Raw genomic sequence first — 20,092 nt, 5'->3', positions numbered from 1 at the left:
TGAATCTGTGATAATATAATTTCATTGCTGTTCTTTATTCAAAGACAGCAGGCGCGTTTGCTTAATGGGTTTTCCCAGCCTGCCGAGGATAAGAGCTGAATGCATAATTATGTATTTATGCCCTTCCTGCGGTTGTGGGAAGGGCTTTTCTTATTAGGAATCGCGCATCCTGCGTATGGAGGTGAATCGATTTGCCAAGTGAAAAAATTTTAGAGGAAAAGAAACAGAAAGTTGCCGCTTTGTCCGAATGCTTGAAAAGCGCCTGTGTCGGCGTTTTGGTGAATTATAAGGGCATTACGGTTGCCGATGATACAAAGCTCCGTAAGGAACTTCGTGAAGCCGGCGACGAATACATGGTTGTGAAGAATACGCTTCTTCGCCGTGCTTTGAACGATGCCGGAATTGAAGGTCTTGACTCCGTTCTGGAGGGTACGACCGCTATTGCGTTCAGCAAAGACGACTATGTTTCCGGTGCAAAAATTCTTTCCAAGTATGCTGAAAACAGCAAAACTTTTGAGATTAAGGCCGGATTTGTTGACGGTAACGTGCTTGACGCCAAAGGCGTTAAGGAACTTGCTTCTCTGCCGCCGAAGGAAGTTTTGGTGGCCAAAGCTTTGGGTGGCTTGAATGCTCCGATTACCGGTTTCGTCACCGTTCTGAATGGTACCCTGAAGGGTCTGGTGGTTGCTTTGAATGCAATCGCCGAAAAGCAGGCAGCCAACGCTTAAGGCTGTACAACAATTTTAAAATGATAAATTATTTTGGAGGTAACTAACAATGTCTGATAAAGTAACAAAACTCATTGAAGACGTAAAGTCCCTGACCGTTCTTGAGCTCTCCGAGCTCGTAAAGGCTCTTGAAGATGAATTCGGCGTTTCCGCTGCTGCTCCGGTTGCTGTCGCTGCTGCTCCGGCTGCCGCTGCTGCTGCTCCGGCTGAAGAGAAGACCGAGTTCGACGTTATCCTTAAGGCTGTTGGCGCTAACAAGATTCAGGTTATCAAGGTTGTTCGTGAAATCACCGGTCTTGGCCTGAAGGAAGCTAAGGAAGTCGTTGACGGTGCTCCGAAGGCAGTGAAAGAGGGCGCTTCCAAGGAAGACGCAGAAGCAATCAAAGCAAAGCTGACCGAGGCTGGCGCAGAAGTCGAAGTAAAGTAATTTACTTTTTTGCAAAGTCAATCCCTGCCGTATATTTGCGGCAGGGATTTTCTTTATCTATTTTTTCCGGGTTACACATCGCGAACAGGAATGGGAGCTGAACCGTAATACATTGCTTAAAAAGGAGAATTCTAAAATGAGTAAGTTTTTACAGGAATTCAAGAGTTTTGCCATGAAAGGGAATGTGGTCGATTTAGCAGTTGGTGTCATCATTGGCAGCGCGTTCAATGCGATTGTTTCTTCCCTGGTAAAGGATATCATTACCCCGCTTCTCAGCCTGCTGCTGGGGCGTATTAATATTTCAGACCTGAAGTTTACGATTCCTGGAATTTTAGGTTCCGCGGATATTGTCTTGTCCTATGGTGCGTTTTTACAGGCTATTATCAATTTTTTGGTAATAGCGTTTTCTGTTTTCCTTATGATTAAAGCTATGAACAAAGTACGTGGGAAGTTCCATGTGCAAGAGGAAGAAAAGAAGGAAGAGAGCCCGGCAGAGCCGAACCATACCGAGGTGCTTCTGACGGAAATTCGCGATTTGCTGAAGGAACAGGCCCAGAAAAGCGAAAAGGAGAGTTGAAAAGCGACGTTTCCAGAACCATAGAACTGTTCCAATATGGATCATATAAAATATGTGCTGAACCAAAAAATGCCTGCGAGCCGAATCAACGGCCCGCAGGCATTTTTTATCTCAATTCAAAAGCAAACACAGTGATTAGTCCTTCTTTGTTTCTGGAAACAATCCGGTGAAGTCCAGCGTTGCAAAGTAATCCTGCGGCGTTTCCGCGCGGCGGATTAACTGGGTGCTGCCGTCTTCTTTCAGCAGTATTTCGGCGGAACGCAGCTTTCCGTTGTAATTGTATCCCATGGAATGGCCGTGCGCCCCGGTGTCGTGGATCACAATGAGGTCTCCTATGTCAATTTTCGGCAGCATACGGTCAATGGCGAATTTGTCATTGTTTTCGCACAGGCCGCCCGTAATGTCGTACTTGTGGTCACAGGGCTCGTTTTCTTTTCCCATCACCGTAATGTGGTGATAGGCGCCGTACATGGCCGGGCGCATCAGGTTCGCGGCACAGGCATCCAGGCCAATGTATTCCTTGTAAATGTGTTTTTCGCGGGTTGCGGTCGCAACAAGGCAGCCGTAAGGCGCAAGCATAAAACGCCCCAATTCCGTGTAGATGGCAACATCCCCCATGCCAGCTGGAACTAGAATCTCCTCGTAGGCCTTCCGGACCTCATCCCCGATTTTTTCAATATCGGCAGGCTGCTGTTCGGGGCGATAGGGAATGCCTACGCCGCCGGACAAATTAATAAACGCAATGTGCGCTCCGGTTTCCTGGTTCAGTTCCACCGCCGTCTGGAACAAAATCCGCGCCAGGGCGGGGTAGTACTCGCTTCCGGTTGTATTGCTGGCTAAAAACGCGTGCAGGCCAAAATGTTTTGCACCGAGCGACTGCAGCTTTCGGAATCCTTCCGTGAGCTGCGGTCGGGTAAAGCCGTATTTTGCTTCTCCAGGCGTATCCATAATGTCATTGCTGATGTGAAAAACGCCGCCGGGGTTATAGCGGCAGCAAATGGTCTCCGGAATTCCGGCTGCTTTCTTTAGAATATCGATGTGCGTGATATCGTCCAGATTAATGATTGCACCTAAACGGTATGCCAGCTGAAAGTCTTCCGTGGGCGTTACGTTGGAGGAAAACATGATGTCGTGTCCCCGGTAGCCAACTGCTTCGGAAAGCATCAGCTCCGTTAGGGAAGAACAGTCCACACCACAGCCTTCCTCTTTCAAAATCTGCATGATAAAAGGATTCGGCGTTGCTTTAACCGCAAAATATTCGTGAAATCCTTTGTTCCATGCGAACGCCTTGTTCAGACGCCGCGCATTTTTCCGAATGCCGGCTTCATCATAAAGATGAAACGGGGTCGGATATTTTTTTACAATTTCCTGAAGCTGTTCCAGTGTAACAAACGGCTTTTTCATTTATTTCTCCCCTTTCAGTTCGATGAGTTCTATTTCATTTTTTAGGGATTCTTTGAACAAATCCACTAGGTTTTTCTTCTGGGAATAAAGGCAGGTGGAATTTTCCCCATGGTCGATATCTCCGGTTAACACACAGGAGGAATCCGCAATCAGGCGAATCTGCTTTTGTGTTTTTTCCGCGTGATATACAATGGCGCCTTCCAGTTCAAACGGATGATTGGAAATTACAACGACTTTCAGCCCGCGTTTTATCGCGCTGTGCAGTTCCGGAAGAACCAGCTCCGCAATCTCCATGGATACGGACAGATATACGCGTGCGGATGCCTGCGACAGCATGTTTTTCATTTTTCGCAGAATATGTTTTTCTCCGGAAATGGTAATATACCCGTCCGGTTCCTTATTCTGCGCCGGTGTGCTGCTGAGAAGCTGCTGTTTATAGTCCTTTAACTCTTCGATTTTATTGTTGCAGAACTCCTCAGGCGGTACGGCAACATAGCGGGTTGCCGTGCCCTCAATCAGGTTCGCAGCCCCTTTTTCAACCAGACCGGCGAGCGCGGTGTAGGCGTTGGAACGGGAAATACAGGTCAGCTTTGCGGCCTCGTATCCGGTAAGGCAGCCTTCGCACAGCAGGGTGCGGTAAATGGTCGCTTCCTGTTTTGTCAGTCCAAAATGCGTCAGCAACTCTACGGTATCCATTCGTTTTCCACCTCAAAAGTGTTCCTTTATAGGAATACTATATATGATTTCGACACTTTTGTCAATCCTCTGTCCTGCGATTTGCTGGGTAGTATTTTATGCGCATATCGAAAATGCTCCGCCTTAAAAAGGCGGAGCATTGCATTACATTCTTCTATATTTTTTTACCCGGCGCAGTTTTTTCTTTTTGCGGTTGTAAATCAGTGCAAGGATAATATAAATGATGAGAAGCAACACAATAATTCCCGCTATGACCAAAAACCAGGTGGAGGTCAGAATCTGCTTAATGGTGTCCGTAGTATGAAGGACTTCGCTGCGCTCCACGCTTTCGGAGGCCACCAGGTTAATCGTGGTAAGTTGCTGGTTGGCATAACTGAGCGTTGCAGTGCCGATAACCTGACCCTTCTTGATCGGAGCATTGATGCTTTCCGGTATATGTTTTGTAATCACCACACTGCTGGCCGATACGTTGATGGGCAGCATGGCAGAGTAATTCTTTTCTGCGACAAGAAGTACTTTATCTTTGTTCCAGGCGTAATTAACCTTGATTTCTCCCAAAGAATCCTGTGTTTTTACGATCTGCTTCAGTTCCAAATTTCGAAACGCCCATCGGTACAGCGCCGCCGTGTCAATCATTTCTCCACGGGTAGAAATAGGTTTGCCTTTGGAGTCCACGTCCGGCGCGCCGAGCGCCACGCAGAGATAGCTGTAACCCTCCGCCGTTGCGGAGGAAACCAGGCAGTACCCGGACTCATCCGTGTGGCCGGTTTTAATCCCGCGCGCGTACTGATAATAGTATTTTCCGCCTAGCAGGTTTTTGTTGATGAGATAGTTTGTTGTGGAAAGGGTCAGCGGCTTGCCCGCTCTTGGCCCGCCGACCGGCTTGTAGGTGTAGATGGTCTGGGAGGTAATTTCCGTGAAATGCGGAAGGCTCATGGCGTATTTGGTCATCAAATACAAATCGTGCGCCGTTGTGTAATGGTTATCGTCGTGCAGACCGTGCGGATTGGCAAAATGGGTACCTGTACAGCCAAGTTCCTTCGCCTTGGCATTCATCATATCAACGAAGGCATCCACGTTTCCGCCGCCGACATAGTCAGCAAGAACCAGCGCAGCATCGTTACCGCTTGGAACCAGCATACAGTTTAAAAGCTGCAAAGCGGTCAGCACGTCGCCTTCCTTAATGCCGGAAAGGGAGCTTCCGGTGCCGAGCAGTTTGTCCACAACGCTTTTTGTAACAGTAATTTTTGTTCCTTCCAAGTCCTTAATATGTTCGCTTGCCACAATAAAAGTCATAATTTTTGTTGTGGAAGCAGGCTCCCGGCGCATATCCGCGTTCTTTTGGTACACAACGGTGTTTGTGTCCAGATTCACCAGTTCAATCGCCGCGGAATAGGTCGAAAAATCGATATTAAAGGTCGCTGCATTTGCCGCGACAGAAGAGGTGAAAACGAAAACCGTCAGAAACAAACTGAACAGGGCGGTGAGCTTTTTTTTCATGGAACTTTTGCCTCCAGTGTGATATTATAGAAACAGTAAGAGATATACTGCATGGGAAGGGATTGTGATGTAAATTTGCATGGCATTTTCCTTCCAAAAACGGGGCTTTATGCGGTGTGCCCCAGGCCTGGAAAAGGCTGACAACCGGTAAAATGACGGTGTACCTTTTCAGTATATCAGTATTTTACCAAAAGATAAAGGGAAGTTTATAATTGTAAACAATTTGTAAGATAATGGAGGAATTTCAGTGATCTACATTACCGGTGATCTTCACGGGGAAATGAGCCGTTTCGATTCTTCGGCGATGAAAAAACTAAAAAAAGGTGATACGCTGATCGTCTGCGGAGATTTCGGTTTTATTTGGGATGGCGGTGAAAAAGAAGAGAAAGCTTTGAAAAAACTGAACCGTAAAAAGTACCGGATTTTATTTGTGGACGGAACGCATGAAAACTTTGACCTGCTCGAACGCTATCCGGTAACCGAATGGAACGGCGGAAAGGTGCAGTGTATAAACGAAAATGTTTACCACCTGATGCGCGGCCAAATCTTTACCTTGGAGGGAAAAACGATTTTCACGTTTGGCGGCGGGGAAAGCCCGGAAAAGCTGATGCGTATGGAAGTCGGTAAATGGTGGGAACAGGAAATGCCAAGTGTAGAGGAAATGAAGGAAGGAGTTCTCAACCTTCGTAATGCCGATATGAAAGTGGATTATATTGTAACGCACGAGCCGCCGCCGAAAATTACATACAGCGCGGGCGGCCAAAGGGAAAATGCCAACCAGCTGGACGCATATTTTGAGCAGCTTGCTAAACAGGTGGAGTTTCGGCGGTGGTTTTTCGGTTCCGTACATTTCGACCGCAAAATAACCTCGAAAAACATTGCCGTTTTCAATGACGTTATTCCAATGGAAGCGCCGCAGCAAAGGCGCTTTCGCTAAATCGCTTGAATCGTTCAGCCGCCGCACCGGGGGTTTAACTCCGGTGCGGCGGTATTTTTTAAGGCTTTGCCGCTTTCAGCGCCGGACGGTTGTTCTGGGCTGCGAAAATTCCAGCGAAATGTTGTTGGGTTAATTATCTTCCCACGCTTTCTCGAAAAGCGCAGGAACATCAGGAAACGACCATGGCTTGAAACAGCTGGTTTACCTCTGCACGCAGTCCGTGATGTTCCGGGAGCGCAAGCTCCGGGTCTTGATGGAGCAGCTCTGTCGCGACGGCCTGTGCTTCTTTCAGCACGCTGGTGTTGTTCAGCATGTCCGCGATTTTCAGCTCGGGGAGGCCATGCTGCCGGTGCCCGAAAAAGTCGCCAGGCCCGCGCAGGCGCAGATCCTCGTCCGCTATTTTAAAGCCGTCGTTTGTTTCGCACATGATTTTCAGGCGTGCAGCTGTTTCTTCATTCTGCGCATCGGAAACCAAAATGCAGGTGGAGCGGTAGGCCCCGCGCCCAACCCGCCCGCGTAGCTGGTGAAGCTGGGAAAGGCCGTAACGCTCTGCATTTTCAATCATCATCACAACGGCGTTCGGCACGTCGACACCAACCTCTACCACCGTGGTGGAAACCAGAACAGAAAGCTTACCGGCTGCGAAGTCCGCCATGACCGATTCTTTTTCTTTCGGCTTCATGCGGCCATGCAGAATACCGATGCGGCAGCCAGGGAGCCACTCGTTTTTCAACCGTTCTGCGTATTGGGTAACGCTTGCCAGATCGTTCTGTCCCTCCTCAATCATGGGGCAGATAATGTAACACTGCCGCCCTTCTTCAATGTGATTGCGCAGAAAGCGGAACGCCCGGCGGCGCTTGTCACTGGTGATTGCGTAGGTGGCGATGGGCTGCCTGCCCGGCGGAAGCTCGTCCAGCACAGAAATATCCAGATCGCCGTAAATTACCAGCGCCAACGTGCGGGGAATGGGCGTTGCGCTCATGACCAGAAGGTGTGGATGGTCGCCTTTTGCGCTGAGCGCGGCTCGCTGTGCCACGCCGAACCGGTGCTGTTCGTCCGTAATGACCAGACCAAGATTGGAAAATACTACGTCACCGGAAAACAGGGCATGTGTGCCAACGGCAAGCTGTATTTCCCCGGAAGCCAGACCGGTCAGCACCTCTTTCTTTTTCGCTGCGGAGAGGGAACCGGTCAGCAGGGCCACGCGGGTGCCCGTGTGCTTTAGCAGGCCGGTCAGTGTATCATAATGCTGATGCGCCAGAATTTCGGTCGGCGCCATCAGGGCTGCCTGCATCCCGTTCTTAATGACGGAGTAACAAAGTGCCGCGGCGACTGCCGTTTTTCCGGAGCCAACATCGCCCTGTACCAGTCGGTTCATGGTTTTTCCGCTGAGCATGTCCGCCATGGCCTCCTGTATTGCGCGGCGCTGGGCGCCGGTGGGAACAAAGGGGAGAAGACCGAAAAATTCCTGCGAATAGTCGTTGGTCAGCTTCAGGCGGCTGGCTTCCCGGGAACGGCCCTTCATGCGGAACAGCCCAAGCTGAAGCACTAAAAGTTCCTCAAAAATCAAACGGCGGCGGGCCAGCTCCAAGCTTTCCATATCCTTTGGGAAATGAATGTTTTCCAATGCGAAGCGAAGATGGCTCAGGGAATAGCGCATGCGGATTTCGTTTGGAATCGGGTCATTCAGAACATCCGGCAGAAGCGTAAACGCGCTTTTCACGGCGTTTTCAATCAATTTGCTGGACAGGCCTTGCGTCTGCGGATAAATCGGGCGGATGGGCAGGCAGCTTTCGGCCGGAAAAAATTCCGGTGAAGTCATCTGCCGCTTGAGAAAGTTTGCGGTTACCTTGCCATAAAACAGGTAAGCCTCGCCTTCTTTTAGAAGATTTCCTACATAGGGATTATTAAAGAAGGTGAGTTCCATGTCGCGCGCCCCGTCGGAAACCACCGTTTTATAAAGCGTCATGCCGCCGCGGATACGGGTTTCCCGGACCGGACGCAGCACCACAGCGCGAATGGCACAAGGGGTGCCCAAAGGGGCCTCCTGAATGGAGCAGGGATGGCTCAAATCCTCGTAAGCACGCGGATAGAAACGCAGTAAAGCGCCGATGGTAGGCACGCCAAGCTTGTCAAACAGCTTTGCGCGCCGATCACCGACGCCTTTTAAATTTCGAATATTCTGGTGAAATAATGAACTCATAGGAATTCCCCGCCTGTTCCTTTCGGCATGGCGGCCAAAACAGAATCTTTACACGTTGTGTTTATTCGACGGAAATAATAAAGTAATACACCGGCTGGCCGCCGTTTACGAGCGTGACTTCAATGTTGCTGTTCACTTTGCTCTTGATTCGTTCATACGCTTCATTGGCCTGTGCCTCCGTTACATCCGAACCGTAAATAATGGTAATGAACGAAGTGTTGCGGTTGACCATGGAGCGGGTCAAGCGGGTGCAGGTACGCACAATATCCTTGTCAATGAAATCCATCTTGCCGTTGTTCAGGCCAAGAATATCGCCCTGCTTGATTTTATGGCCGCCAAATTCGGAATCGCGGGCGGCAAAGGTAACGGTACCGGTGGATACGCCCGAAGCGGCGTTCATCATGTTAACGGTGTTGACCTCCACCACGGCGTCCGGGTCATATGCCAGCATGGCGGAAAGGCCCTGGGGAATGGTGCGGGTCGGCAGTACGATGACCTTACGGTCTGTTACCAGAGGAATCGTTTGCTCCGCGGCCATAATGATGTTTTTATTATTCGGCAAAACCAGAACGGTTTTTGCCGGGGTTGCTTTAATTGCTTCCAAAATGTCTTCGGTGCTCGGATTCATGGTCTGACCGCCGCTGACGACCTGTGCGCAGCCCAGGTCGGCGAACAGGGTTTTCAATCCTTCTCCGGTGGCTACGGCGACAAATCCGACTTCTTCCACAGGATCAGCGGGAGCTAAAGGGGCTTTGGCCTTTGCTTTGCTTTTTTCGTTTTCCTCCGCCGCCTTGCGGTGCTGTTCCTTCATGTTTTCAATCTTTACGGTAAGCAGCTGGCCGTAGGCAAGGCCGGCCTGCAGTGCGTTTCCAGGCTCTTCTGTGTGGACGTGTACCTTAATGATTTCATCATCGTCAACCAGTACCAACGAGTCGCCGATGGTCTGCAGGTAAGCACGCAGTTCGGCGGGGTCCTTTTGGCATTCGTGGTTGCGGCCCACAATAAATTCTGTGCAATAGGTGAAGTGAATGACCTGATCGAACTCTGCTGCCGCATTCCGGAAAAAGTCATCGTCCGACGGTTTGGAGTCTGTCTCCACTTCGTTTACAATAATGGTGTTATCGCGCAGAACGCTCAACATGCCTTCAAAAATATAGCAAAGCCCCTGGCCGCCTGCATCCACTACACCAGCCTTTTTCAGGACGGGAAGCAGTTCGGGTGTATGGGCGAGAGCTTCTTTGGCGCCGTCGCACACAGCACTCCACACATAAACCACGTCGTCGTTTACAGCAGCTGCCGCTTTGCCCTTTTCACAGGCCACCCGGGCTACGGTAAGGATGGTTCCCTCCGTTGGTTTCATAACCGCTTTATAGGCGGCTTCCACACCCAGGGAAAGCGCTTCTACCAATTCGGTTCCGGCAATTTCATCCAGGCCTTCCACTCCTTTGGAAAAGCCGCGGAACAGCAGAGAAAGAATAACGCCCGAATTACCGCGTGCGCCGCGCAGCATGGCGCTGGCCGCCGTATGGGCCACGTCTCCGGCCTTGCCGCCCTCTGCCTTTGCAAGCTCGGTGGAAGCCGCACTGATGGTCATGGACATATTGGTACCCGTGTCGCCGTCCGGCACAGGGAAGATATTCAACTCGTTAACCGATGTTTTATGCTTTAAAATATTATTCGCGCCTGATATAATCGCATTTCTCAGGTCTGTTCCGTTTATCACTTTACAGCACTCCCTAATTTAGCATTCTTCGAATCAAACAGATTACTCAGTATATCACTTTGGGGATTCTAGTAATTTTCATTTCATCATTATAGCATAATACAGGAGTAGATTCAATGTTTAATTCCGTGGGCGGCACATGAAATCGGGCAGATAAAACAAAAAATCCCCACAAAAGTGAGGATTTTTCGCTGGCTCTTTGGTGTGTTTACCTTGGCTCTACAATCAGCTTAATGGCGGTACGTTCTTCCCCGTCAATGGTCACGCTGGCAAAAGCCGGAATGCAGACAATATCCGTGCCGGCGGGGGCCAGATATCCTCTGGCAATCGCGACGGCCTTAATAGCCTGATTGGCGGCTCCTGCACCGACAGCCTGCAATTCAACCATACCTGTTTCACGGATGACTCCTGCGATTGCACCGGCTACGGAGTTAGGCGCTGATTTTGATGATACTTTTAATATTTCCATAGGCTATCCTCCAGACCACAGGTTAATAATATCATCATAAATCTAATTTGAAAAATTTGCAAGTATTATTTGCTAAAAAACAATATAATGTAAAAATAAATTTGTAAAAACTACCTGATTTTAATTTAACGAATCTGAAAACGTTCCACAGATACTGCTTTTCCTGTTTTTTCGTCAACATGCAGCAAAATGCCATCCATTTCGCAGGGACCGTCCGCCAAGTCGAACCGCACCGGCATTTTGGTGCGCATCTTCTGAATGACCAACTCCGGTTTTACACCGAGCACGGAATGAATGGGACCGGTCATTCCAAGGTCGGAAAGGTACGCCGTTCCGTTCGGAAGAATGCATTCGTCGGCGGTTTGTACGTGGGTGTGCGTGCCGAATACCGCGGAAACTCTTCCATCCATATAATAGGCAAAGGAGCGCTTTTCACCGGTTGCCTCTGCGTGAAAATCCACCAGTGTGATTTTCGGCAATCCTTCGGTCAGCAGGCGGTCTGCTTTGTCAAACGGCGAGTCTAAACTATCCATGTAAACAACACCCATCAGGTTGATGACCCCGACCTGAATCCGGCCCATATCAACAATGCAAACCCCTTTTCCAGGCGCGGCAGGGGGAAAGTTCGCCGGGCGGAGCAGCGTGTCGCAAGAATCGTACAGGTCGTAGCTTTCCCGGCGGCGGAAGCTGTGGTTTCCGGTTGTAATAACATCTACGCCGCTGTCAAACAGATACTGTGCGGAAACCGGGGTAATGCCGTTGCCGTCTGCCGAGTTTTCCCCATTGGCAATGACCAAATCTACTCCCTTAGCCTTTTTAAACTGCGGGAGGTGGTCCCGCAAAAAGCGGCAGCCAATGCTGCCGACTACATCCCCAATGGCTAGAATGTTCAAAGAAATACCCTCCTGTATGCGGAACCATTTGCCGGCGGGTTCTGCCTGCCGATGCCCCGTGTTTTTAATGTTAAAAAAGGGGAACAGCAAAGCCGTTCCCCAGTTATTTTCGCAGTTACCGTTTTCATCGCCGCATTATCGCGCGTACTCGATTGCCCGGCTTTCACGAATAATGTTAACCTTAATCTGACCGGGATATTCCAGATCGCTTTCGATTTTCTTACAGATATCTCTTGCCAACAGCGCCATTTTATCATCGCTGATGGCTTCCGGCTTTACAATAACACGAATTTCTCTGCCGGCCTGAATCGCAAAGCAACGTTCCACACCTTCAAAGGAAGAAGCAACTTCTTCCAGCTTCTCAAGCCGCTTGATGTAGTTTTCTAGATTTTCCCTTCTTGCACCCGGCCTTGCTGCGGAAATCGCATCGGCTGCCTGAACCAGGCAAGCAATGACGGTTTTCGGTTCCACATCGCCGTGGTGCGCATGAATCGCGTGAATGACGGTTTCGCTTTCCTTGTACTTGCGGGCCACATCAACGCCAATATCCACATGGGACCCTTCCATTTCGTGGTCAAGGGCCTTGCCAATGTCGTGCAGAAGTCCGGCTCTGCGCGCCATGGTCGGGTCAAGGCCGAGTTCCGAGGCCATTACGCCGCACAGGCAGGCTACCTCAAGAGAATGGTTCAAAACGTTTTGCCCATAGCTGGTGCGGTAACGCAAACGGCCAAGCAGCTTTACTAGTTCCGGATGAATTCCGTTAACGCCGGCCTCAATTACGGCACGCTCGCCTTCCTGCTTAATCGTGGCGTCCACTTCACGGCGGGCTTTGTCAACCATTTCCTCAATGCGCGCGGGATGTATTCTTCCGTCCGCAATTAAATGCTCCAGAGCAATTCTGGCTACTTCGCGTCGCACAGGCTCAAAGCAGGAGAGTGTGATTGCTTCCGGCGTGTCGTCAATAATCAAATCGACTCCGGTCATGGTTTCAATGGCACGGATGTTCCGGCCTTCACGGCCAATGATACGGCCTTTCATTTCGTCATTGGGCAGCGGTACAACGGAAATGGTTGCTTCCGCAACATGATCTGCAGCACAGCGCTGAATCGCCATGGAAATGATTTCGCGCGCCGTTTTTTCCGCTTCGTCCCGTGTTTGCTGCTCGAATTCCATCATTTTGACGGCCTTTTCATGGGTGAGCTCATCTTCCAGATTTTTCAGCAGGTACTCTTTGGCTTGATCCGCGGTGAACCCGGAAATGCGCTCCAACATGTCGAACTGGCTTTTGCGGACGGCTTCGGCTTCCGCCAGACGGTCGTCGGCCTGTTTGTTCTTGTTGGTTAGAATTTCGTCCTTGGCCTCCAGACTTTCCATTTTCTTGTCCAGAGTTTCTTCTTTTTGTTGAATCCGCCGTTCCTGCCGCTGAACTTCTTTCCTGCGCTCGTTCAGCTCCCGCTCCGATTCGCTTCTCATACGGTGGATTTCATCTTTGCCTTCCAGAATAGCTTCTTTCTTTTTCGCTTCCGCGGTCTTTATTGCGTCGCTGACAATCCGCTTAGCTTCCTGCTCTGCGGAACCGATTGCAAATTCGGCCTGCTTCTTTCGGTGGTTAATACCTGCAAAAAAAGCAACGACGCCGGAAATAATTGCGCAGACAAGCGCAATTATAATGCAAGCTGTTGTACTGACAGTAGACAAATGTGTTGGCACCTCCTTGTCTTTCAAATCTTTTTCATATTTTTTCATTTTAATTTTATGGGTGCGCTAATCCCATTAATGCATATTAATGCATCATACCAATAATTGTATTACTTTTGGTACCCTGCTGTCAAGAAATATTGTCTACTATTCGCATAATCAAATATACAATTTGTTCCTACCGTTTTAGTATCATTTCATAGAAATTTCTTTTAAAAAATTCCATTATTTAATAAGTTTTATCCTGCAAAGGAAGTATTTTTCGGGTGAATTTGTATTTTTCCGTGAAATTTGATTTCCCACTTGACAAGTGCCAAAGCTGGTGCTACGATAACAGATAACGATAAACAGAATAGCTTGAAAACGATGACGGGGAAGCCGTGTTTTGGATTGCAGCAGAGAGCGTGCGCAATAGCTGCAAGCGCGCGTGGCGAAAAGAAGCACAATGGCTACCACCCCTGAGTGTGTGCCGAACGCGTAGGCCAAAGGCACGCCGGACTGCTCCGTTAAAGCAGCAATGAGAGTGACTGTTGTCACTGAATCCGGGTGGAACCGCGAGCATAGCCTTGCCCCAGTGTATTGGGGCAGGGCTTTTTTTATTCTGCATTCCGTTATTTGGTCATCCGTTTGATGCGATGACTGAATCCGAAAAAATAAGGAGTGAATGATATGTTGAAGATTAACCTGAAAGGCGAGCCCAGAGAGTTTGAAAATGGGATTACTGTCGCCGAAATTGCAAAAAGCATTGGACAGGGCCTGTATAAAGCGGCATGTGCCGGCAAAATAAACGGAACCGTTGTGGACCTGCGTACCCCGGTTACAGAGGACTGTGATTTGGAAATCCTTACGTTTGACCAGCCGGAGGGCAAAAAGGCCTATTGGCATACCACTTCCCATATTATGGCTCAGGCAGTGCAGCGCCTTTTCCCGGAAGCGCAGTTCGCTATCGGCCCCGCCATTGACGAAGGTTTTTATTATGACATCGATCTGCCCCGTTCACTTGCGCCGGACGATTTGAAAAATATCGAAGAAGAGATGAAGAAGATCATCAAGGAAAATCTTCCAATTGAGCGCTTTGAGCTGGAACCCTCCGCTGCTATGGAGCTGATGGAAAAAGCACACCAGCAGTATAAGCTGGAACTGATTCAGGAGCATTCCGAAAAAGGCGAGAAGATCAGCTTTTACAAACAGGGCGACTACACAGATCTTTGCGCCGGCCCGCATCTTATGAGCACGGGCTGCATCAAAGCCGTTAAGCTGACGGCTGCAACGGCTGCCTACTGGCGCGGAGATTCCAATAATAAGATGCTTCAGCGTATTTACGGCATTTCTTTCCCGAAGAACAGCGAACTGGACGCTTACCTGGCCCGCGTGGAAGAAGCGAAAAAGCGCGACCATAATGTGCTTGGCCGGCAGCTTGGCTACTTTACCACAAGCGACCTGATCGGCCAGGGCCTGCCGATTCTGCTGCCGAACGGCGCGCGCGTGATTCAGCTGTTGCAGCGCTTTGTCGAGGACGAGGAGCAAAAGCGCGGCTGGCTGCTGACGAAGACGCCTTATATGGCGAAGAGCGACCTGTATAAACTTTCTGGTCACTGGGACCATTATCGCGACGGTATGTTTGTGCTGGGTGACCCGGAAAAAGACGACGAAGTGTTCGCACTGCGCCCAATGACCTGCCCGTTCCAGTATCAGGCTTACCTGAATAAGCAGCGCTCCTATCGGGATCTCCCCCTGCGCTACAACGAAACCTCCACGCTGTTCCGTAACGAGGCGTCGGGCGAAATGCACGGCCTGATCCGCGTGCGTCAGTTTACCATTTCGGAAGGCCACCTGATGTGCACGCCGGCTCAGCTGGAGCAGGAATTCAAAAGCTGCCTGGAACTGGCGATTTTCATGCTGAAAACGCTGGGCCTTTACGAAGATGTTTCCTACCGCTTCTCTATGTGGGACCCGAACGACCGAGACAAGTACATTGGCACGCAGGAACAGTGGGACGAAGCGCAGGGCGTCATGAGAAAGATTTTGAATCATCTGGAGATTCCGTATGTGGAAGGGGTCGGCGAAGCCGCGTTCTACGGACCGAAGCTGGATATTCAGATTAAGAATGTATTCGGCAAGGAAGACACGTTGATTACCATTCAAATCGACCAGATGCTTGCAGAGAAATTCGGTATGGAATATGTGGATGCGGATGGCAAAAAGAAAAATCCGTATATTATCCACCGTACATCCATCGGATGCTACGAACGTACGCTTGCCCTGTTGATTGAAAAATATGCCGGTGCGCTGCCAATGTGGCTGATGCCGGAGCAAGTGCGTATCCTTCCGATCAGCGACCGCCTGCACGACGATGCCGCGAAGATTCTGGAAAAGCTACAGGCAGCCGGGCTGCGCGCCACGGTGGACACCCGCAGCGAAAAGATCGGCTACAAGATTCGCGAAGCACAGCTTCAGAAGATTCCTTATATGCTGATTGTCGGTGACAAGGAAGTGGAAACCGGCACGGTTTCCGTCAGAAGACGCAAGAGTGGAGACCTTGGTACCATGGAACTGAGCGCGTTCCTAGAAAAAGCGCTGCAGGAAGTAGCAGACAAAACAAAGGATTAATGGAACTTTTTGGCCGGATGCGAAACGCATCCGGCCATTTTTTCTATCTGCACATCGCGCGTTTAAGAATTCTGTGTCATCACGGTTCTGTCGCTGAATAATATATGATATGGTATTCTGCTACGGATTTTGCGAGCGGTGGAAAAGACAGGACGCGGTGGTGTATAAATGTTATGTTAACCTCTTGAAAAGCCAAATACTTCGCCGCTTTTTTGCAAAAAAATGTCGAAACGTGTTGAAAAATAAAAAAACCGTGGACGTGTCCACGGTTAGTTGGTTGAAAACTTTGTGGAAAGTGTTGAAGTAATTGTTTTCGGCGCGTAAAACGGTAAAATATTTTTAAAGATTATGTTAAGTTACTTCAATTTGCAGTGCTATTCCCAAGTGCATAAAATAAATTGAAATTGAATGATAAAATTATGCATAAATCATCATTATTCTATACTAGAATTAATTGCTTTGAGAAATAATGTAAAATACTATGAACAGTTTACGAAAGGTGGGAGAAGCGTGGATAAGGATTCCATCACCCGCAGACGGCTGGTGCTGTTTTCTGTCATTGCGCTGGTTGCTGCGCTGGCGATTCTGACAGGCAGTTATTTTCTGCTGAACAGCCGTAGGGAAAAGGTCGCCGGTCCTTCCGCCTCTCAGATTACGGTCCGTATCATCAGCGAACAAAAGTATACGGATTTAATGGAAGTGAATCCGACCCAGCTTTCCAAACACTACAACATTCCGGAAGGCGTCATTTCCGACAGCTCGCTTTATATGAGCAAATCGTCGGACAATGCGGCGGAACTCGCCTGCTTTTTATTGATTGACAACGCAAAGTTTACACAGCTTCAGGCGGCGATTAACCAACACTTAACTTCGAAAGCGGCGGGATATAAATCATTGAATCCGGCGCAGTACAATGAACTGAAAAATGCTATCATTGTTCAAAACGGGAAGTATGTGCTGGTTTCCGTTGGAAACACTACCTCCGCGGATGAAAAGCTGTTTAATGATATTTTATCGCCGAATTCGTAATTTATCATTCTTATAAAATCGGTCTTGCATCTGAGTGGAGTTTATGGTAAAATAAAAATCACTTCGCGGAAGTAGTTCAATGGTAGAATATTAGCTTCCCAAGCTAAATACGCGGGTTCGATTCCCGTCTTCCGCTCCATATCATCAGAATTGTGATACAACAAAGTCCCTGCTTAAAGCAGGGACTTTGTTGTATCTACGGGAGAAATGGCTCACGGTCTGACTTTTGATGCATCGGTATTTCCGGCTCACAATAGATGATGAAAATAATAGTTTGCTATGCCAAAGTTACACTATGCAAGTCAACTATTTTAATAGGTTCATACAGAAAAACTTTATCCTGCTAAAAAGTGCACTGCAAGTATACAGTGCACTTTTTCTTACTATAGGAGCATTCCTGTAAGGAATAAAAATGAACTTTGAAAAAGAAGATGCCAACCTGTAGAATTTGATATGTGAGTTGCGTGACGGTAACCACAATCAAAAAATACAGGAGGCATCTAATATGAAGCGTACACAAAACGAGAAGATTTTGCAAATCAAATTTGAAACCCTTATCGTCGGAATAGACGTAGGAAAGGAAGCACACTATGCCAGAGCTTTTGATTTCAGAGGATTAGAACTAGCAAAGCTCCTCAGGTTCAGTAACACCAGACAAGGTTATGAGTCTCTTGAAAACTGGATGCAGGAAATTATGAGGGAGCATGGAAAAACCGAGGCGATTGTAGGTTTTGAGCCTACAGGGCACTACTGGTTCACGCTGGGGGATCACCTGCAAAGACAAGGCCATCGGCTCGGGATAGTGAATCCGTTTCACGTAAAGTGTACAAAAGAGTTGGATGATAACAGCCCAACCAAGAATGATCGGAAGGATCCGAAAACCATAGCCATGCTGGTGAAGGACGGGAGATTTCGGGAGGTATACATACCGGAAGATTTGTTCCAGGAACTCAGGGAAGCAGTAGCTGAGAGGGAACGGCTGTTGGAGCAGCTGACCATATTAAGTAATCAGGTATTACGCTGGCTGGACATCCGCTTTCCGGAATTCAGTGAAGTGTTCAAGGATTGGAACAGAGACGCTGCCTGGCTGACATTGAGACATCATTCGACACCCCAAAAAGTGGTAACAGCCGGGGTGGCAGGTCTAATGAAGACCTGGCGGCAGGAGATGAAACGGCCAAGCTTGAAAAGGGCTGAAAGATTGGTAAAGGCAGCTTCGGAGTCTATCGGCAGGACCGCTGGCTCAGAGGCGGCAGAAGCAGCATTGCAAAATATTTTGACACAATATGAGTTGATCGACCGGCAGAAGCAAGAAACTGAAATGCTTATGCAGGAGCTGTTGTTAAGGGTGCCAAATGCATCAAAACTTTTGGACATAAAAGGAATCGGGATGGTGACGGCGGCAGTCATCGTCAGCGAGATCGGAGACATCCACCGATTCCATGATCCTCGACAGATACAGAAAATGGCGGGCTTGAGCCTGAGAGAGAACAGTTCTGGTAAGCACAAGGGGAAAACCACTATCAGTAAGAGAGGAAGGAAGCGACTCCGTGAAGGGTTGTTCCGAGCGATCATTACCATGTTGGCAACGAATCAGGAATTCCGGGCGATCCACAGGAGGAACCTGACGCGGGAAAACAACCCGTTGACCAAGATGGAATCGGTCATAGCCCTGTGCGGGAAGTTAATTCGAGTTATATTTGCAATACTTACAAAAGGTAACGATTATGACGCAAAGAAAATGATGAACGATATGAACCGGTCGATGAAGGCGGCATAAGCCTCCTGAGACAAGCAAGGCAGCGGTATTTGAGGAAACTTGCCGGCCGCAGCAAGTGGAATCAGGTACAACGATTACAGCAATAGTGGGCACCAAATTGCACTTTGAAAAGGAAGAGCCGGGGCAGTCAAGTTGAATTTCACCTTTAGGGCATAGACCCAGTTTAGGAGCATGATTGACGTTCCACCTCCAGGATAAGCAGGACGAAGGAATTAGGCACATTCGATGCCGGAAGACATGGGAGGTTTGCTGCTTGGAGTTGATGTGGGATCCCGATGGCCGAGACAGATAAAACATATGCGGTTTTATTTGCTCTGCCTGAAACCACAAAACTACCAGCTAAATCGCAGTATCTGGAGTAAAGGCTCAACCAGATTAACATGAAAATCTATGAAAAATGAAGACAAATTAAGTATGAGAGACTTTATTAAGGGAGGACCTATTATTATTTTTTACGAATTGATTCGGATTCACAGTTTATAGTCTGGCGGATAGACCGTGCCGTTACGGTCTACCAATTGCTGTTTTCAAATCAATGAAAGTGAGCAAAAGAACTAGTATAAATCTTCCACCGCGTACAGATAATTTTCAAATGGCTTATAGATGAGGTAGATTGTGTTCAGACTATCTTTCTTGTAACAATAATATTTGTAGGGTGTTTTGAAATCGGGCATGTATTTCGCATCAATTTGCAATTCGTTGGTCAGAATATCGGATACTTTGGATTCCATCTCTTTATTGGGACTATCTTGCCAGTTCACTATTTTTTCGACAGCATCAAAATCCGGATATTTCATGACGCTGATTCTTGAACCATCCCCATGAAAAGACGGGCCGATATCTTTGTAATAAATATCCTCGCTGCCCGCGGTCAAATCAATATTCCAGTTTAATTTGATAGTCTCTGCCTCCGATGTCCCCAAATGGCAAAAATTCCATAGAAACATCGAGATGGAGGCAATTACAATCACGATTTCCATCGTTAAGATGATAGAGATCCATCTTTTTCTGTTCATGCAACGTCATTCCTCCTGCAATGAAGAAAGTGAAGTTCCTTTCTGCCTGGCGATTGCGTAGTGGAAGTATGTCTGAAATTCCATTGATTCAAGGATGTAGAAAGGGTCATGGACCCGGCTTTGTCATGAGAATATTTTCCCTGCAACGAGTTGATTTTCAACGGTATCCGCCAACCTGCAATTCGGCCGTTAAAGAAAAAATCTCCAAACCCGAGTGAATACTGGGTTTGGAGAAGTTCCATACTGGTGCCGCTGGCCGGACTCGGACCGGCACGGTATCGCTACCGAGGGATTTTAAGTCCCTTGTGTCTGCCAATTTCACCACAGCGGCAAATCTTTTCTTTTAAAATTCCTTGCAACTGTTGAATTGCCATACGGCGAATCAACAGTTGCTATTATAGC

The 20,092-nt window shown here is 48.5% G+C and carries 16 protein-coding genes, 2 tRNA genes and 1 other annotated feature; of the genes, 8 read left to right on the top strand and 10 right to left on the bottom strand.

Annotated elements, in window-relative coordinates; genetic code table 11:
* The first annotated feature begins 20 nt into the window (after positions 1-20).
* Positions 21-160, top strand: a sequence feature (ribosomal protein L10 leader region).
* 31 nt (positions 161-191) lie between these two features.
* From rplJ to mscL, 3 genes are all read left to right on the top strand, one after another.
* A complete protein-coding gene (rplJ, locus tag ACSVDI_RS11660; protein WP_457943110.1) occupies positions 192-728 on the top strand; it encodes a 50S ribosomal protein L10 in 537 nt (178 codons plus the stop codon).
* Between the two features lie 49 nt (positions 729-777).
* Positions 778-1,155, top strand: coding sequence for a 50S ribosomal protein L7/L12 (gene rplL / locus ACSVDI_RS11655; protein WP_457943109.1), 378 nt, complete (start codon positions 778-780; stop codon positions 1,153-1,155).
* A gap of 136 nt (positions 1,156-1,291) precedes the next feature.
* Complete coding sequence (gene mscL, locus ACSVDI_RS11650) at positions 1,292-1,732, top strand: large-conductance mechanosensitive channel protein MscL (protein ID WP_457943107.1); 441 nt, start codon at positions 1,292-1,294, stop codon at positions 1,730-1,732.
* Between the two features lie 135 nt (positions 1,733-1,867).
* Here the strand turns inward: mscL and ACSVDI_RS11645 are convergent, their stop codons facing one another.
* The 3 genes from ACSVDI_RS11645 to ACSVDI_RS11635 form a co-directional block, all read right to left on the bottom strand.
* Positions 1,868-3,136, bottom strand: a complete 1,269-nt coding sequence (locus ACSVDI_RS11645; RefSeq protein ID WP_457943105.1) for a diaminopimelate decarboxylase family protein — start codon at positions 3,134-3,136, stop codon at positions 1,868-1,870.
* Positions 3,137-3,832 (bottom strand): TrmB family transcriptional regulator, encoded by a 696-nt coding sequence (locus ACSVDI_RS11640; RefSeq protein ID WP_457943104.1) that lies wholly within the window; start codon positions 3,830-3,832, stop codon positions 3,137-3,139.
* A 144-nt stretch (positions 3,833-3,976) separates the two neighbouring features.
* Entirely contained in the window at positions 3,977-5,332 is a 1,356-nt protein-coding gene (locus tag ACSVDI_RS11635; protein ID WP_457943102.1) for a D-alanyl-D-alanine carboxypeptidase family protein, read from the bottom strand.
* Between the two features lie 247 nt (positions 5,333-5,579).
* Here ACSVDI_RS11635 and ACSVDI_RS11630 point away from each other — a divergent pair, with 247 nt between their 5' ends.
* Positions 5,580-6,269, top strand: coding sequence for a metallophosphoesterase family protein (locus ACSVDI_RS11630; RefSeq protein WP_457943100.1), 690 nt, complete (start codon positions 5,580-5,582; stop codon positions 6,267-6,269).
* A gap of 169 nt (positions 6,270-6,438) precedes the next feature.
* Here ACSVDI_RS11630 and recG read toward each other — a convergent pair whose 3' ends face one another.
* From recG to rny, 5 genes are all read right to left on the bottom strand, one after another.
* Positions 6,439-8,472: an ATP-dependent DNA helicase RecG gene (recG, locus tag ACSVDI_RS11625; protein ID WP_457943099.1), complete on the bottom strand. Its 2,034-nt coding sequence runs from the start codon at positions 8,470-8,472 to the stop codon at positions 6,439-6,441.
* Between the two features lie 61 nt (positions 8,473-8,533).
* On the bottom strand, positions 8,534-10,195 hold the full coding sequence (locus ACSVDI_RS11620; protein WP_457943098.1) for a DAK2 domain-containing protein: 1,662 nt from the start codon (positions 10,193-10,195) through the stop codon (positions 8,534-8,536).
* Positions 10,196-10,403: 208 nt separating this feature from the next.
* Positions 10,404-10,664, bottom strand: coding sequence for a stage V sporulation protein S (locus tag ACSVDI_RS11615; protein WP_457943097.1), 261 nt, complete (start codon positions 10,662-10,664; stop codon positions 10,404-10,406).
* Between the two features lie 125 nt (positions 10,665-10,789).
* On the bottom strand, positions 10,790-11,557 hold the full coding sequence (locus tag ACSVDI_RS11610; protein WP_457943095.1) for a TIGR00282 family metallophosphoesterase: 768 nt from the start codon (positions 11,555-11,557) through the stop codon (positions 10,790-10,792).
* Positions 11,558-11,692: 135 nt separating this feature from the next.
* Positions 11,693-13,303, bottom strand: a complete 1,611-nt coding sequence (rny, locus tag ACSVDI_RS11605; RefSeq protein WP_457943093.1) for a ribonuclease Y — start codon at positions 13,301-13,303, stop codon at positions 11,693-11,695.
* A 621-nt stretch (positions 13,304-13,924) separates the two neighbouring features.
* On the opposite strand from rny, the gene thrS reads away from it, so the two are divergent.
* The 4 genes from thrS (at position 13,925) to ACSVDI_RS11585 (ending at position 18,674) form a co-directional block, all read left to right on the top strand.
* Positions 13,925-15,865: a threonine--tRNA ligase gene (gene thrS / locus ACSVDI_RS11600; RefSeq protein ID WP_457943091.1), complete on the top strand. Its 1,941-nt coding sequence runs from the start codon at positions 13,925-13,927 to the stop codon at positions 15,863-15,865.
* Between the two features lie 510 nt (positions 15,866-16,375).
* Positions 16,376-16,894 (top strand): DUF4358 domain-containing protein, encoded by a 519-nt coding sequence (locus ACSVDI_RS11595; protein ID WP_457943090.1) that lies wholly within the window; start codon positions 16,376-16,378, stop codon positions 16,892-16,894.
* 65 nt (positions 16,895-16,959) lie between these two features.
* Positions 16,960-17,033, top strand: a tRNA-Gly gene (locus ACSVDI_RS11590).
* Positions 17,034-17,399: 366 nt separating this feature from the next.
* Entirely contained in the window at positions 17,400-18,674 is a 1,275-nt protein-coding gene (locus ACSVDI_RS11585; protein WP_457942479.1) for an IS110 family RNA-guided transposase, read from the top strand.
* 554 nt (positions 18,675-19,228) lie between these two features.
* Here ACSVDI_RS11585 and ACSVDI_RS11580 read toward each other — a convergent pair.
* Both ACSVDI_RS11580 and ACSVDI_RS11575 read right to left on the bottom strand, forming a co-directional pair.
* Positions 19,229-19,690 carry a hypothetical protein gene (locus ACSVDI_RS11580; protein WP_457943088.1) on the bottom strand — a complete coding sequence of 154 codons (462 nt, stop codon included), beginning with the start codon at positions 19,688-19,690 and terminating at the stop codon, positions 19,229-19,231.
* Between the two features lie 244 nt (positions 19,691-19,934).
* Positions 19,935-20,021: transfer RNA gene (locus ACSVDI_RS11575), tRNA-Leu, on the bottom strand.
* Positions 20,022-20,092 lie beyond the last annotated feature (71 nt).

This window comes from Caproiciproducens sp. LBM24188 (genome assembly GCF_054130445.1).
Note: the sequence above shows the minus strand (reverse complement) of the source record. Positions and strands in the feature narration are given on the sequence as shown.